The 13,654-nt window shown below is 69.5% G+C and carries 12 protein-coding genes and 1 pseudogene; 6 read left to right on the top strand and 7 right to left on the bottom strand.

The window, feature by feature from the left end:
* Positions 1-127 precede the first annotated feature (127 nt).
* Together K9U37_RS20350 and K9U37_RS05620 are read left to right on the top strand one after the other, a co-directional pair.
* A pseudogene (locus K9U37_RS20350) lies at positions 128-244 on the top strand (alpha/beta hydrolase); the annotation flags it as partial.
* A gap of 47 nt (positions 245-291) precedes the next feature.
* On the top strand, positions 292-999 hold the full coding sequence (locus K9U37_RS05620; RefSeq protein WP_243070870.1) for an SIMPL domain-containing protein: 708 nt from the start codon (positions 292-294) through the stop codon (positions 997-999).
* Positions 1,000-1,044: 45 nt separating this feature from the next.
* Here the strand turns inward: K9U37_RS05620 and hpt are convergent, their stop codons facing one another.
* From hpt to dacB, 4 genes are read right to left on the bottom strand one after another with little or no spacing between them, the layout of a single operon-like run.
* The gene (gene hpt / locus K9U37_RS05615) at positions 1,045-1,614 is read right to left on the bottom strand and encodes a hypoxanthine phosphoribosyltransferase (protein ID WP_372489397.1); all 570 of its coding nucleotides are present in this window, start codon (positions 1,612-1,614) and stop codon (positions 1,045-1,047) included.
* Positions 1,615-1,650: 36 nt separating this feature from the next.
* The gene (gene tilS, locus K9U37_RS05610) at positions 1,651-2,613 is read right to left on the bottom strand and encodes a tRNA lysidine(34) synthetase TilS (RefSeq protein WP_243070869.1); all 963 of its coding nucleotides are present in this window, start codon (positions 2,611-2,613) and stop codon (positions 1,651-1,653) included.
* Entirely contained in the window at positions 2,592-3,644 is a 1,053-nt protein-coding gene (locus tag K9U37_RS05605; RefSeq protein ID WP_243070868.1) for an Rv3626c family coenzyme F420 biosynthesis-associated protein, read from the bottom strand. The genes tilS and K9U37_RS05605 overlap by 22 nt, the downstream gene beginning before the upstream one ends.
* A complete protein-coding gene (dacB, locus tag K9U37_RS05600) occupies positions 3,641-5,026 on the bottom strand; it encodes a D-alanyl-D-alanine carboxypeptidase/D-alanyl-D-alanine endopeptidase (RefSeq protein WP_243070867.1) in 1,386 nt (461 codons plus the stop codon). Before dacB ends, K9U37_RS05605 begins: the two co-directional genes overlap by 4 nt.
* 114 nt (positions 5,027-5,140) lie before the next feature.
* On the opposite strand from dacB, the gene K9U37_RS05595 reads away from it, so the two are divergent.
* Both K9U37_RS05595 and K9U37_RS05590 read left to right on the top strand, forming a co-directional pair.
* On the top strand, positions 5,141-5,629 hold the full coding sequence (locus tag K9U37_RS05595; protein ID WP_243070866.1) for an inorganic diphosphatase: 489 nt from the start codon (positions 5,141-5,143) through the stop codon (positions 5,627-5,629).
* A gap of 100 nt (positions 5,630-5,729) precedes the next feature.
* Positions 5,730-6,266: a 2-oxo-4-hydroxy-4-carboxy-5-ureidoimidazoline decarboxylase gene (locus K9U37_RS05590; protein ID WP_243070865.1), complete on the top strand. Its 537-nt coding sequence runs from the start codon at positions 5,730-5,732 to the stop codon at positions 6,264-6,266.
* Positions 6,267-6,269: 3 nt separating this feature from the next.
* Here the strand turns inward: K9U37_RS05590 and K9U37_RS05585 are convergent, their stop codons facing one another.
* From K9U37_RS05585 to K9U37_RS05575, 3 genes are all read right to left on the bottom strand, one after another.
* Entirely contained in the window at positions 6,270-6,641 is a 372-nt protein-coding gene (locus K9U37_RS05585) for a SpoIIAA family protein (protein ID WP_243070864.1), read from the bottom strand.
* Positions 6,642-6,687: 46 nt separating this feature from the next.
* Positions 6,688-7,113, bottom strand: a complete 426-nt coding sequence (locus K9U37_RS05580; protein WP_243070863.1) for a hypothetical protein — start codon at positions 7,111-7,113, stop codon at positions 6,688-6,690.
* A gap of 73 nt (positions 7,114-7,186) precedes the next feature.
* Positions 7,187-8,155 carry a TerC family protein gene (locus K9U37_RS05575; RefSeq protein WP_243070862.1) on the bottom strand — a complete coding sequence of 323 codons (969 nt, stop codon included), beginning with the start codon at positions 8,153-8,155 and terminating at the stop codon, positions 7,187-7,189.
* Between the two features lie 218 nt (positions 8,156-8,373).
* Here K9U37_RS05575 and K9U37_RS05570 point away from each other — a divergent pair, with 218 nt between their 5' ends.
* Together K9U37_RS05570 and K9U37_RS05565 are read left to right on the top strand one after the other, a co-directional pair.
* Positions 8,374-12,309: a Pls/PosA family non-ribosomal peptide synthetase gene (locus tag K9U37_RS05570; RefSeq protein WP_243070861.1), complete on the top strand. Its 3,936-nt coding sequence runs from the start codon at positions 8,374-8,376 to the stop codon at positions 12,307-12,309.
* Positions 12,306-13,646, top strand: coding sequence for a M1 family metallopeptidase (locus K9U37_RS05565; RefSeq protein WP_243070860.1), 1,341 nt, complete (start codon positions 12,306-12,308; stop codon positions 13,644-13,646). Before K9U37_RS05570 ends, K9U37_RS05565 begins: the two co-directional genes overlap by 4 nt.
* The last annotated feature ends 8 nt before the right edge of the window (positions 13,647-13,654 follow it).

The following is a 13,654-nucleotide window of genomic DNA, read 5'->3' as shown; positions in this document are numbered from 1 at the left end:
TCCGGCCGATCCGAAGCTGTGCTTGGCCGACACCGCGGGCGCTCCGACCGAACGGTTAGTCGACGTCGACGGGGTTCGGTTGCGGGTTGACACCGCCCACCGACGCGTTCCGCCGGATCTGCGGCGGAGCGAGTTCACCCGCACCGGGTTCACCGGGCCGCTCAACTGGTACCGCTGTTTCGACCGCGACTGGCACATCCTCGGCCGTCCGGTGACCCAAACCATCACCGTCCCAGCGCTTTTCGACGACTCAGACCGGCGACTGCCGGGCCGCGCGCTACGGTGGCAGACATGTCGATCGCCCGACGGTTTATCAGTGTGGTGTTCGCGACGAGTGTGGCCGTCGCGGCGGTGAGCGGCTGCGACTCGAACGCCGGCCCGGTCGGCGCCAACCCGCGGCAGGTCACCGTCGTCGGTTCCGGTGAGGTGACGGGCGTTCCGGACACGCTGACCGCCGACGTCAGCATCGAATCCGTCGCGCCCGACGTCACCACTGCGATGAACCAGACCAACGACCGCCAGAACGCCGTGCTGATGGCGCTCGACTCCAGCGGCATCGACGCCAAGGACATCAGCACCACCGGAGTCAGCCTGCAGCCGCGATACGGCGACAACTCGGCGATCACGGGATACCGCGCCAATAACTCGATCCAGGTCAAGATCCGCAAGCTGGACAGCGCCTCACAGGTGCTGGCGAGCATCGTCAGCGCCGGCGGTGACGCCACCCGGCTGAACTCGGTGAGCTACTCGATCGAGGACGACTCGAAACTGGTCAGCGACGCACGGGCGCGGGCCTTCAACGACGCCAGGGACCGCGCCCAGCAGTACGCCCAGCTCTCCGGGCTGTCGCTCGGCAAGATCATCTCGATCAGTGAGGCCCCGACCGGTGGCCCGCCGCCGGTGCCGATGCCGCGCGGCGCGATGGCCACCGAGGTGCCGCTGCGGCCCGGCCAGCAGACGGTCGGCTTCTCGGTGACCGCGGTCTGGGAGCTGAGGTAGGGGTTACGGAGACAACCGCTTTTCTCGCGGTGCGGCGGACACGGCCTAGTGCTGGTAGACCTTCGGGTCCAGCGTGCCGATGAACGGCAGGTCGCGATAACGCTCGGCGTAGTCCAGGCCGTACCCGACGACGAACTCGTTGGGGATGTCGAAGCCGACGTAGCTGATGTCGACATCGGCGCGCACGGCGTCGGGTTTGCGCAGCAGCGTGCACACCCGCAGTGACCGGGGATGGCGGCTGGCCAGGTTGCGCAGCAGCCACGACAGGGTCAGGCCGGAGTCGACGATGTCCTCGACGATCAGCACGTCACGGTCATGGATGTCGCGGTCGAGATCCTTGAGGATCCGCACCACACCCGACGACGAGGTCGACGAGCCGTAGGAGCTGACCGCCATGAACTCGAGCTGGGTCGGCAGGGGAATTGCCCTGGCCAGGTCGGTGACGAACATCACCGCACCCTTGAGGACGGTGACCAGCAACAGGTCCTGCCCGTTGAGGGCATCGGCGTAATCCTGTGCGACGAGCGCCGCCAGTTCCCCCGTCCGGGCTTGAATCTGCTCTTGGGACAACAAGACCGATTGGATATCCCCGGAGTACAGGTCGTGCACCGACACGAGCACACTGTGCCATGCCAGGGGTCTGACGACCAATTACACGGGCTGGGAGTACAGCACCAACCTGCCGTCGCGCCGGCCGGCGAACAGCCGCTGGTGACGCAGATCCGAGCCGACTGCCACCCCGCCCTGCCCTCGCCACGTCGTGACCAGCGCGTCCACCGCCCGGATCTGCTTGTCGGTGAGCCCGCTGGCGCCACCGCGGAGAAGCCAGCGCCGGATCACCCGCCGGCGTACCGCAGTGGGAAGACCGACCAGCGTGGCAACGGCGACGTTGGCCCCGTCCTCGGCGTCACCGAGGGTGCGGTCGGCCAGCGCGTCGAGGGCATCGGTGTCCTCCCGCAGGGCGGCCGCGGTGCGGGCCAGCGCCTCGGCGACTCCGCCGCCCAGAACGTCTTCGAGCAGCGGCAGCACCTCGGTGCGCAGCCGTACCCGGGTGAACCGCCGGTCGGAGTTGTGCGGGTCGTCCCACGGGGTCAGCCCGAGCTCGGCACACACGGCGTGGGTGAGGCTGCGCCGTTCACCCAGCAGGGGCCGGTACCAGGGCGGGTCGCAGGTCCGCATGCCGGCGATCGACCGGGCGCCCGAGCCGCGGCCCAGGCCGAGCAGCACGGTCTCGGCCTGGTCGTCGAGGGTATGGGCCAGCAGCACCGGCGCGCCGCCTCGGGCAGCGTCCAGTGCGGCGTAGCGGGCGGCTCGGGCCGCTGCCTCCGGCCCACCCTCGGTGCCGACCCGGACGGCCAGCACCCGGGCTGCCACGCAGCCCAGCTCGAGAGCGCTGCGCCGGGCGGTCTCGGCGACCTCGGCCGAGCCGGGCTGCAGGCCGTGGTCGACGATCAGCGCGGTGGTGGGCAGCGTCGCGGCGGCGGCCGCCGTCAGCGCCAGCGAGTCCGGACCGCCGGACAGGGCCGCGCACCATCCCGTTGCCTCAGGCAGGTGTTCTGCGGCGAAGCCGGCCAGCGCGACCCGCAGCCGGGCTAGAGCACCCGGTCGATCCACCGCTGCGGGTCTTCGATCTCGTCGGGCAGCGGCAGCGTGTCCGGACCCGTCCACACGGTGTTGAACCGGTCCATACCGACCCGGGTCACCACGTGGTCGACGAAGGCCTTGCCGCGGGTGTACTGGCTCATCTTGGCGTCGAGGCCCAGCAGCGCGCGAAGCAGGCGCCGCAGCGGTGGCTGGTGACGCTGGCGGCGCTGGTCGAAGCGCTGCCGGATGGTCTGCACCGAGGGCACGACCGCGGGTCCGACGGCGTCCATCACGTGATCGGCGTGACCCTCCAGCAGGGTGCCGAGGACGAGAAGTTGGTCCATCGCCTCGCGCTGCGGTTCGGACTGCACCGCGCGCATGAAGCCGAGAATGCCGGCCTCGCTCGGGTCCTGCGCGCCGCGTCGGCGCTTCCTGACGAAGTCGGCCAGCCGCGCGACGACCGCGGCGACGTCGTCGCCGGCGTCGGAGGTCAGCACACCCAATGCGCGCGACATGTGTTGGGACAGCCAGGGATTCGCGCTGAACTGCACCCGGTGGGTGACTTCGTGCAGGCACACCCACAGCCGGAAGTCGGACGGCGACACCCGAAGCTGGCGCTCGACGGCGATGACATTCGGGTAGACCAGCAGCAGCTCGCCGCCGGGGTGCGACCCGGTGGCGAAGGGGTCGAACTGTCCGAGGATACCCGAGGACACGAACGCCAGCACCGCGCCGGTCTGGGCACCGGTGATGCGGCCGGTGATCGGGTTGCTCGGCCGATCGGTGCCACCGGTCATCACCCGCATCGAGTCGGAGGCGGCGCGAATCCACTGCTCCCGGTCGACGACGCGGGCGTCGGGCACGGCGTCGTCGTTGCCCAGCCTGGTGACCTCGCGCACCGGGCGCTCGGCGGCGCGGGCGGCGGTGGCCAGTTCGTCGACGGCCTGCCGACAGGTGTAATCGGTGGTGGGCGGTCCGGGCCGTACCAGCCGGGTGCCCACGGTGCCGGCGAACTGCCAGTCAACGGCCCGGCCGACGGTGGGAGACGAGGCGTCGGTCATGCGCCGCAGCCGCAGGTGCGCAGGGTTCCGGCCAGCGCGTCGATGGCGATGCGGCCCATCGGGCCGGCGTCGTTGGAGATGAAGGCGAAGGTCAGCACCCGGCCGCTGGCGTCAGTCACGATCCCGGCCAGCGAGTTGATCGCCGTGAGGGAGCCGGTTTTGGCGCGCAGCCATCCGGCCGACGAGGTCTTCACATCGCCGGTGAGAAAGCGGTCCGACAGCGTGCCGCTGCCGCCGGCGATGGGCAGCAGGTCGAGCAGCGGACGCATGGCCGGTTGATTCGGGCCGGCCGCGGCGCCGACGACCTCGTCGAGGGTTTTGGCGGTCAGCCGGTCGAGAACCGAAAGTCCGCTGGAATCGACCAGGGTCGCGCCGGTCATGTCGATGCCCGCAGACGCCAGCTTGCTGGTGACCGCGTCGACACCGCCGGCGAAGCTGAGCGGGCGCCCGGTCGCCTTGGCCACCTCGCGGCCGATGGTCTCGGCCATCACGTTGTCGGAGGCGTTCATCATCTGTCCCAGCCGCTCGATCAACGGTGCCGACTGCACCGATGCCAGCTGCCGTCCGGTCGGCGGACCGGGAGCGAAGACGACCTTCGCGGGATCGACGCCGAGCGCCGTGGCCAGCGCCCGGCCGGCGTCGAGGGCAGGGGTCGTCGAGCGGCGCGACTCGTCGGTTGTCGGCTGGGTGCGTCCGGCGTCGATCATCACTGACTGGATCGGGGCGATGTCGCCGCCGGAGATGTCGGCGGGGTCCCAGCCCGGCGCGAAGTCCGGCCCGCTGAACAGGGAGTTGTCCACTTGGACCGCCATGACGGTGATGCCGCTCTTGCGTACCTGACCGGCGAGGTCGCTGATGCGGGCCGCGCCACGATACCAGGTTTCCTCGCCGGGCGGGGCGGCCGACAGGATCGGATCTCCACCGCCGACGAGCACCACCACGCCGGGCTGACGGGTCTGGTCGGCCGCGACGACGGTGGTGGTGAGGCGTTCGTCGCGGGCGAGGGTGAGCAGGGCCGCGCCGGTGGTGAGCATCTTGTTGGTCGACGCCGGCAGCATCGGCATACCGGCGCGCTGCTCCCAGAACTGCTCGCCGGTCTTGGCGTCGGAGATCCGGCCGGTGACGTCGCCGAGATTCGGATCGGCGACGGGTCCAGCCAGCGCGGCGGCCACACCGGCGGCGGTGGGCGCGCCCGCGGAGTCCGACACCGGCACGACGCCCGGGTTGGCTGCCGCGGGCGGCCGGGCGGCGGGGACCTGCGCATTGCCGGTGTTACCGCCGGTCGTGAAGACGGCCACCACCGCCACGACGACGGCGACCAGCGCCACGACCGATGCGGCGACCATTGCGTGGGTGGAACGCCGCCACCGAGAGGGACCCATGGATCTCCTGACTGCTTTGTTCATTGTGCCCACCCTGTAGCGCAGGGTAACCCCGCGTTAGGGTTAGGCGCCGTCGCCGCCGGGCGACAAGATTCAGCGGGAAGGAGTCGCGGGGTGGAATTCGACGTCACCATCGAGATCCCCAGGGGTCAGCGCAACAAGTACGAGGTGGACCACGACAGCGGCCGCCTGCGGCTGGACCGCTACCTCTACACCCCGATGGCCTACCCCGCCGACTACGGCTTCATCGAGGACACCCTCGGCGCCGACGGCGACCCGCTCGACGCGATGGTGCTGCTTCCCCAGCCCGTGTTCCCCGGCGTGCTGGTGGAGGCGCGGCCGGTAGCGATGTTCAAGATGGTCGACGAGGCCGGTGGCGACGACAAGGTGCTCTGTGTGCCCGCCGGTGATCCGCGCTGGGACCACATACAGGACCTGCATGACGTGCCGCAGCACGAACTCGACGGCATCAAGCACTTCTTCGCGCACTATAAAGACCTCGAGCCGGGCAAGTTCGTGAAGGCCGCCGACTGGGTGGGCCGCGCCGAGGCCGAGGCTGAGGTGGAGAAATCCCGGGCACGGTTCGCTGCCGAGGGCCACTGAACGTCCCCGACGTGACGCTGCTCATCCGCATCCGGGCATATTTAGCCTGCCCGTAACATCCGGTAACCCGGTTGTGGTTTGGCACTTCGATGATGGCTGTGTGTTGTTACACCAGGGCATCGGACTCGAGGCGTTCAATGAGCTTCCCGAGAAGAAGGCCCTGCATGCACTCTACGAGTGCTGCAACAGCGTGACGCTGGCGCGCGACCTGGCTCGCGGGCGCCCCTACGCCGACCACAACGCGCTGTTCCGCCGAGCCGACGCGCTGCTGTTCTCCTTGTCGGAGACCTCGATCGACGACATCCTGCAGGCCTACCCGCACGTCGGCACCCGGCCGCGCAGCACCAAGTCCGCCGCCGAGCACTGCTCGGTGTGGGACGACCGTCCCGAGGTGATGGCGGAGCTGAACACCGTCGTCAACGATTACGCCGAACGCTTCGGCCACCACTTCGTCATGCACATCGGCGGTTTGGCTCCCGAGCATCGCGCGGAGTCAGTCATCGCCGCCGTCCGCGACCGTATGCACCACGATCCGGAGACCGAACGCAAGATGGTGCGCAACGAGCTGGCCCGGATCAACCGCAGCCGCCTCGAGCGCATGCTCGGCCCCGAGGGCGGCTACGACAACTGGGCCTGAGAACTACCCCGCAGCCCACTGGATGGCTCGGTCGAGCTCGTCGAGACCGAACACCGCACACTCGCCCGGGACCAGCCACGCCAGCGCGTGCAGCGTGTGCGCCACCCAGTCCTTGTCGGTGACGATTGCGATGCGCTTGAAAGCCGCGTGGTGCGGATAGACCGTGCCGAAGCCCATCTTGAAGTCCTCGAGCAGCCCGCCGGGGCCGAAGCCCTCGTAATCGGAGCCGATGACCTCGACGATCCTGATGTCCTCGCCCTTCTCCAGCGCCGCATCGAACCTCGGCCGGAACTGCTTGAGCTCGTCCCCGCTGAGCCGGCCCGAGACCCGGAATCCCGTGACGCCGGCCGGCATGTCCGGAAGTACTTCGATCATCGTGATGCCTCCCTCCGGATACCAGGGTAGGCGGCGCGGCGCCTAGCTAGGCGGCCGGGATCCGCAGCCGGCTCCGGATGCGGCTCAGCGCGTCCCGGGCGTACCCGCGCACGTCGTCGTCCGGAGTCACCGGGATCAGCGTGACACCGTCGGCGACCCCGGCGACGTAGAGGTCGGCGACCAGGCCGGCCAGCCCGTCGACCGTGCCGGCGTAGGCGACGGTGGAGTCACCGGCGCGACCCGACAGCGCGGTCAGCGCGGCGCGGGAGTCGTCGGCCACCGCGACCGCGACATCGAGGACGACGGTGACATCGGCGGGCAGCCTGCGGCGCCGCCGGCGCGCCTCCTGCAGGTCCGGTGCGCTCAGCCGCACCACCGGGTGCCCACCTCCGGTCAGCTCCGTCCACCGGCCCACCGGGTCGGTGATGAACACTCGCAGCGCACGTCGTCCGCGCGTTCGGGTCTCCGGCATGCCCGTCACGCTATGGGCGCCGGCCGACGGCGCCAAGGGTTGTGATCACCGGGAAGGGAAAGGCTCGGACCTGTCAGGCCTTGTCGATCACCCGGGTCTTGACCAGGCTTGCCACCATCGTCAGGAACAACGTCAGGATGATCACGGCCAGGCTCAGTAGCGTGGGGATCTCCGGGACGTCGACGTGTTCACCGCCGTTGACGAACGGCAGGGTGTTGTCGTGCAGCGCGTGCAGCACCAACTTGACGCCGATGAAGAACAGGATGAACGCCAGGCCCTGCGACAGGTAGACCAGCCGGTTCAGCAGGTCGCCGAGCATGAAGTACAGCTGCCGCAGGCCCATCAACGCGAACAGGTTGGCGGTGAACACCAGGTAGGGCTCGCTGGTCAGCCCGTAGATCGCCGGGATCGAGTCCAGCGCGAAGAGCAGGTCGGTGGTGCCCAGGGCGACGACGACCAGGAACATCGGGGTCATCAGCCGCTTGCCGCCGTCTTTGACGTAGAGCTTGAGCCCGGCCCACTTGTCGGTCGTGTTCAGGTACGTCTGGGCGAAGCGCACCACCGAGTTCTCGGCGTCGTCGCTGTGGTCGGTGTCGCGGACCAGCCTGATCGCGGTGTAGACCAGGAACGCGCCGAAGATGTAGAAGATCCACGAAAACTGTTTGATCGCAACGGCACCCAGCGCGATGAAGATCCCGCGGAAGATCAGGGCCAGCACGATACCCACGAGCAGCGCCTGCTGCTGGTAGACCTTCGGCACGTTGAAGCTGGCCATGATGATGATGAAGATGAACAGGTTGTCCACCGACAGGCTGTACTCGGTGAGCCAGCCGGCGAAGAACTCCAGCCCGAACTGGCTGCCGTGGAAGTTCCACACCCAGATGCCGAAGGCGATCGCCAGCCCGACGTAGAACGACAGATACAGAGCGCACTCGCGCATCGACGGCTCGTGCGGCCGCCGGGCGATCACGATCACGTCGAACAGCAGGACGGCGACCGTCACACCAAGGGTGATCAGCCACTCGAGCTGGGACACGTTCACAACCGACCTCCGGGCGTCACAAAACGTCCGAGGTCTCTTCCGTCGCGATGCGACCCGCGGCACCGGACGGTCGATGACGACCGCCGTGGTGACGACACCGCGGCCGAGGAATACTCCCCTCTGACAGCAGTCTGTCAGAGGGGAGCTCTCGCGCACAATCCGGGCCGCGTCCAGCGCTGCCCCGTCGTCGGCGCGGCCTAGTATCCACAGTCGTGGCGATGCCGGAAATTCCCGCTCAGTACCTGTTGTCGGAACGCGCCCCGGCGCCACGCACGCTGATCGACATCCTCTACGCCACCGCGGTCCGCTACCCGGACGCGCCGGCCATCGACGACGGCAGCGTGGTGCTGACCTACGCCGAGCTGATCGCCGACATCGAGGCCAGCGTGGAATGGCTGGGCGCGCGGGGCATCGGCCGCGGCGACCGGATCGGCATCCGGATGCCGTCGGGCAACTATGCCCTGTACGTGGCCATCCTCTCGACGCTGGCCGCTGGGGCCGCCTACGTTCCGGTGGACGCCGACGACCCCGACGAGCGGGCCCATCTGGTGTTCGGCGAGGCCGGCGTGGTCGGCGTCATCACAGAAGCCGGCCTGTCCCGGGGCGACGGATCCTCCCGCGGCTGGCGGGCGACGGCGCCGCTGGGCCGCGACGACGCCTGGATCATCTTCACCTCGGGATCGACCGGGACCCCCAAGGGCGTTGCGGTGACGCACCGCAACGCGGCGGCGTTCGTCGACGCCGAGGCGCAGATATTCCTGCAGGACAACCCGATTGGTCCCGGCGACCGGGTACTGGCCGGGCTGTCGGTCGCGTTCGACGCCTCGTGTGAGGAGATGTGGCTGGCCTGGCGGCACGGTGCGTGCCTGGTACCCGCACCGCGTGCCCTGGTGCGCAGCGGCATGGACCTCGGACCGTGGCTGGTGGCCCGCGACATCACCGTGGTCTCGACGGTGCCCACGCTGGCCTCACTGTGGCCGGCCGAGGCGCTGGAGTCGGTGCGACTGCTGATCTTCGGCGGCGAAGCCTGCCCGCCCGAGCTGGCCGAGCGCCTGGCGGTCGAGGGCCGGGAAGTGTGGAACACCTACGGGCCGACGGAGGCCACGGTGGTGGCCAGCGCCGCCCGCCTCGACGGCACCGGCAGGCAGGAGCGGAGCGATCCGGGGTTAGGACCGAGCCCGGTGAGCATCGGACGGCCGCTGCCGGGCTGGGATCTGGCGGTGGTCGACGCGGCCGGCGCACCTGTTCCCCTCGGCGGCGTCGGTGAGCTGGTGATCGGCGGCGTCGGGCTGGCCCGCTACCTCGACCCGGAAAAGGACGCCGAGAAGTACGCGCCGATGGAGTCGCTGGGCTGGGCGCGCGCGTATCGCAGCGGTGACCTGGTCCGCCTGGAATCCGACGGGCTGTACTTCCAGGGCCGCGCCGACGATCAGGTGAAGGTCGGCGGGCGGCGCATCGAACTGGGCGAGGTCGACTCCGCACTGGTGCACCTGCCGGGGGTCAGCGGCGGCGCGGCGGCGGTCCGTCGCACCGCGAGCGGCACCCCGATGCTGGTCGGCTACATCGCGAGCACCGACCCGGACTTCGACCTGGCCGCGGCGCGGGCGCAGCTCGCCGAGATCCTGCCGGCAGCGCTGGTGCCGCGGCTGGTTCTGGTCGACGAACTGCCCACCCGCACCTCGGGCAAGGTGGACCGCAATGCGCTGCCCTGGCCGCCGCCGGGCTATCGGGAGAACGAACCCGACCTCGACGGCACGACGGGGTGGCTGGCCGGGCTGTGGCGCGACGTCCTCGGTGCGGTGGTCGACGGGCCGGAGGCCGACTTCTTCGCACTTGGCGGAGGTTCGCTGTCGGCAGCCCAGTTGGTGGCCGCGCTGCGCGCACACTATCCGCAGCTGACCGTCGCCCAGCTCTACGACCATCCGCGGCTGGGATCGCTGGCGGAGTTCCTCGACGAGCTCTCGCCGGCGGTAGCCGTCACCCCACGCGACGTGCGGCCCACGCCGGTCAGCACCCAGGTCGCCCAGATGCTGCTGTCGGTGCCGCTGGCGACGCTGACCGGTCTGCAGTGGCTCACCTGGCTGGCGTTGATCAACAACGTCGCCGCCGCCGTGCATCCACTGCCATGGCTGGTGCCGCTCAACTGGTGGCTGATCGCGGTCGCGTTCGTGTTGTTCATCACCCCGCTGGGGCGGATGGGCATCGCGGCTCTGGGCGCGCGAACGCTGCTGTCCGGGCTGGAGCCGGGCACGTACCGCCGCGGCGGCCCCGAGCACCTGCGGGTGTGGCTGGCCGAGCGGCTCGCCGACGCCAGCGGCGCGGAGAACCTGTCCGGCGCGCCGTGGCTGGTGTACTACGCGCGGGCACTGGGTAACGAGGTCGGCAACGGCGTGGATCTCCATTCGGCGCCCCCGGTGACCGGCATGCTGCGGCTGGGCCACCGCTGTTCCATCGAACCGGAGGTCGACTTGACCGGGCACTGGATCGACGGCGACCTGTTCCACGTCGGGCCGATCACCGTTGGCAACGACTCGACTATCGGGGCGCGCACCACGCTGTTCCCCGGTGCGGTGGTGGGCAAGGACGCCGACGTGGCACCCGGCTCGGGAGTGGTGGGCAAGGTCAAGAACGGCCAGTACTGGAAGGGCTCGCCCGCGGTGAAGTCCGGCAAGGCGCGCCACCCGTGGCCGGAGCACCGGCCCCCGCGCGCCGCGCAGTGGCTCGTGGTCTACGGCCTGACCTCGGTGCTGCTCGGCGCGGTGCCGCTGGTGTCGCTGGCGGTCGGGCTGGCGGTCCTGCTGTGGCCGGCCCGTCACTGCGCGACCTTCGGTTCCGCGGTTGCCGTTGCGGCGCCATGGATCCCGGTCGCGACTCTGGCGGCGATGGCGTTCTATGCGTTGCTGACCGTGGTCACCGTGAGGGTGCTGTCGATCGGCCTGCGGGAGGGCTATCACCCGGTGCGCAGCCGCATCGGGTGGCAGCTGTGGGCCACCGAGCGGCTGATGGACGCCGCGCGCAACTACCTGTTCCCCATCTACGCCAGCCTGCTCACCCCGTGGTGGTTGCGGCTGCTGGGCGCGAAAGTCGGTCGCAACACCGAGATTTCGACCGCACTGCTGACCCCGAAATTCACCGTCATCGAGGACGGTGCGTTCCTGGCCGACGACACCATGGTCGCCTCCTACGAACTGGGCGGCGGCTGGATGCACGCTGCGAAGGCCACCGTCGGCAAGCGGGCATTCCTGGGCAACTCCGGGATCACCCAGCCCGGCCGCCGGGTTCCCGACGACGGGTTGGTGGCCGTCTTGTCGGCCGCACCGCACAAGGCCAAGGCCGGTTCGTCGTGGCTGGGCAGCCCGCCGATCCGGTTGCGCCGCCACGCCGACGAGGTCGACGCCTCACTGACGTATCAGCCGTCTGCGCGGCTGAAGGTCATGCGCGCGACCGTCGAGACCTGCCGGCTGATCCCGGTGATGGTGACGTTCGCCATCGGCGTCGCGGTGCTGGCCGCCCTCCAGGCGCTGATTCTGCACTTCGGCTACGGCTGGGCCGCGCTGGCCTGCGGCGTGCTGCTGCTGGCCGCCGGCGCGGTGGCCGGCGGAACGGCCGTTGCCGCGAAATGGATCGTGGTCGGCCGCATCCAGGCCGTCGAGTACCCGCTGTGGTCGTCGTTCGTCTGGCGCAACGAGGTGTCGGATACGTTCGTCGAGAGCGTGGCCGCGCCGTGGTTCGCCCGGGCCGCCTCCGGCACTCCGGTGATGAACCTGTGGCTGCGGGCACTCGGTGCCCGCATCGGGCGCGGGGTGTGGTGTGAGACGTACTGGCTGCCCGAAGCGGACCTGGTGACGCTGCAGTGCGGCAGCACCGTCAACCGCGGTTGCGTGGTGCAGACCCACCTGTTCCACGACCGGATCATGCGGATGGACACCGTCGTGCTGGAGGACGGCGCAACGCTGGGCCCGCACTGCGTGGCGTTGCCGGCTGCCAAGATCGGCGCCGGTGCCACCGTCGGGCCGGCCTCGCTGGTGATGCGTGGTGACGAGGTGCCCGCCTCGACTCGCTGGCAGGGCAATCCCATTGCACCGTGGGTGGTTTCCCGCAAGAAATCCCGTGACGGCGACCGTGCCGGGCAGTCCAGGGATACCGCGGCGTGAAACGACCCGTCAAGAAGGCCGTCAAGAAGAGCGGCGCGGCCCCCGTCATCGACCCGTACCTGCCGAACAACGGCAACTTCGGATACCGGGTGTCGCGCTATGAACTCACCCTGGAGTACAAGGTGGCGATCAACCGGCTGGCCGGAAGCGCCACCATCACCGCTGTCACCTTGACCTCGCTCAAGACGTTCACCCTCGACCTGTCCGATGCGCTGTCGGTATCCAAGGTGACCGTCGACGGCCGTCGGCCGGCGAACTTCCGCGCCGCCCACCGCAAGCTGCACATCACCCTCAACTCGGCGTTGCCGGCCGGGGCGGCGATGTCGATCGAGGTGCGCTACAGCGGATCACCGCGGCCCCTCCGAACCCCGTGGGGCGAAGTCGGTTTCGAAGAGCTGTCTAACGGGGTTCTGGTCGCGGGCCAGCCAAACGGGGCGGCTTCGTGGTTTCCCTGCGACGACCATCCCAGCGCGAAGGCCAGTTACCGCATCCAGATCAGCACCGACAGTCCGTACCGGGCGATCGCCAACGGCGAGCTGGTGTCGCGCCGGGTCCGCGCCGCGCAGACCGTGTGGACCTACGAGCAGCCCGAACCGACGTCGACCTATCTGGCGACGCTGCAGATCGGCATGTACGGAACTCTCAAGTTGCCCAAGGCGCCAGTACCGATGCAGGCCGCACTGCCGGATCGCCTGCGGGCCAACTTCGATCACGACTTCGGCCGTCAACCGCAGATGATGAAGCTGTTCATCACGCTGTTCGGGCCCTATCCCCTGAGCAACGGCTACACCGTCGTGGTGACCGACGACGACCTCGAAATACCGCTTGAGGCCCAAGGGATTTCGATCTTCGGCGCCAACCACTGCGACGGCAACCGCGGCTCGGAACGGTTGATCGCCCACGAGCTGGCCCACCAGTGGTTCGGCAACAGCGTGACCGCGCGGCGCTGGCGCGACATCTGGCTGCACGAGGGATTCGCCTGCTACGCGGAGTGGTTGTGGTCGGAGAACTCCGGCGGCCGGAGCGCCGATGAGTGGGCGCGGCACTACCACCAGAAGCTGGCCAACTCGCCGCAGAACCTGCTGCTGGCCGACCCCGGGCCGCAGGACATGTTCGACGACCGCGTCTACAAGCGGGGCGCGCTCACCCTGCACGTGCTGCGCACCGCCATCGGTGACGACAAATTCTTCGCCCTGCTGCGGGACTGGACCACCCGTCACCGGCACAGCACCGTCGTCACCGACGACTTCACCGGTCTGGCGGCCAACTACGCCGAGGAGTCGCTGCGTCCATTGTGGAACGCCTGGCTGTTCTCGACGGAGGTCCCGCCGCTGTGACCGACGCG

The organism is Candidatus Mycolicibacterium alkanivorans, from assembly GCF_022760805.1.
In the GTDB taxonomy this organism is placed as follows: domain Bacteria; phylum Actinomycetota; class Actinomycetes; order Mycobacteriales; family Mycobacteriaceae; genus Mycobacterium; species Mycobacterium alkanivorans.
Note: the sequence above shows the minus strand (reverse complement) of the source record. Positions and strands in the feature narration are given on the sequence as shown.

Coding starts and splice junctions, on each gene's coding strand:
- K9U37_RS05570 (WP_243070861.1), top strand. CDS start 8,374: ATGCCGGAAATTCCCGCTCAGTACCTGTTGTCGGAACGCGCCCCGGCG.
- K9U37_RS05580 (WP_243070863.1), bottom strand. CDS start 7,113: ATGCCGGAGACCCGAACGCGCGGACGACGTGCGCTGCGAGTGTTCATC.
- K9U37_RS05620 (WP_243070870.1), top strand. CDS start 292: ATGTCGATCGCCCGACGGTTTATCAGTGTGGTGTTCGCGACGAGTGTG.
- K9U37_RS05585 (WP_243070864.1), bottom strand. CDS start 6,641: ATGATCGAAGTACTTCCGGACATGCCGGCCGGCGTCACGGGATTCCGG.
- K9U37_RS05605 (WP_243070868.1), bottom strand. CDS start 3,644: ATGACCGACGCCTCGTCTCCCACCGTCGGCCGGGCCGTTGACTGGCAG.
- dacB (WP_243070867.1), bottom strand. CDS start 5,026: ATGGGTCCCTCTCGGTGGCGGCGTTCCACCCACGCAATGGTCGCCGCA.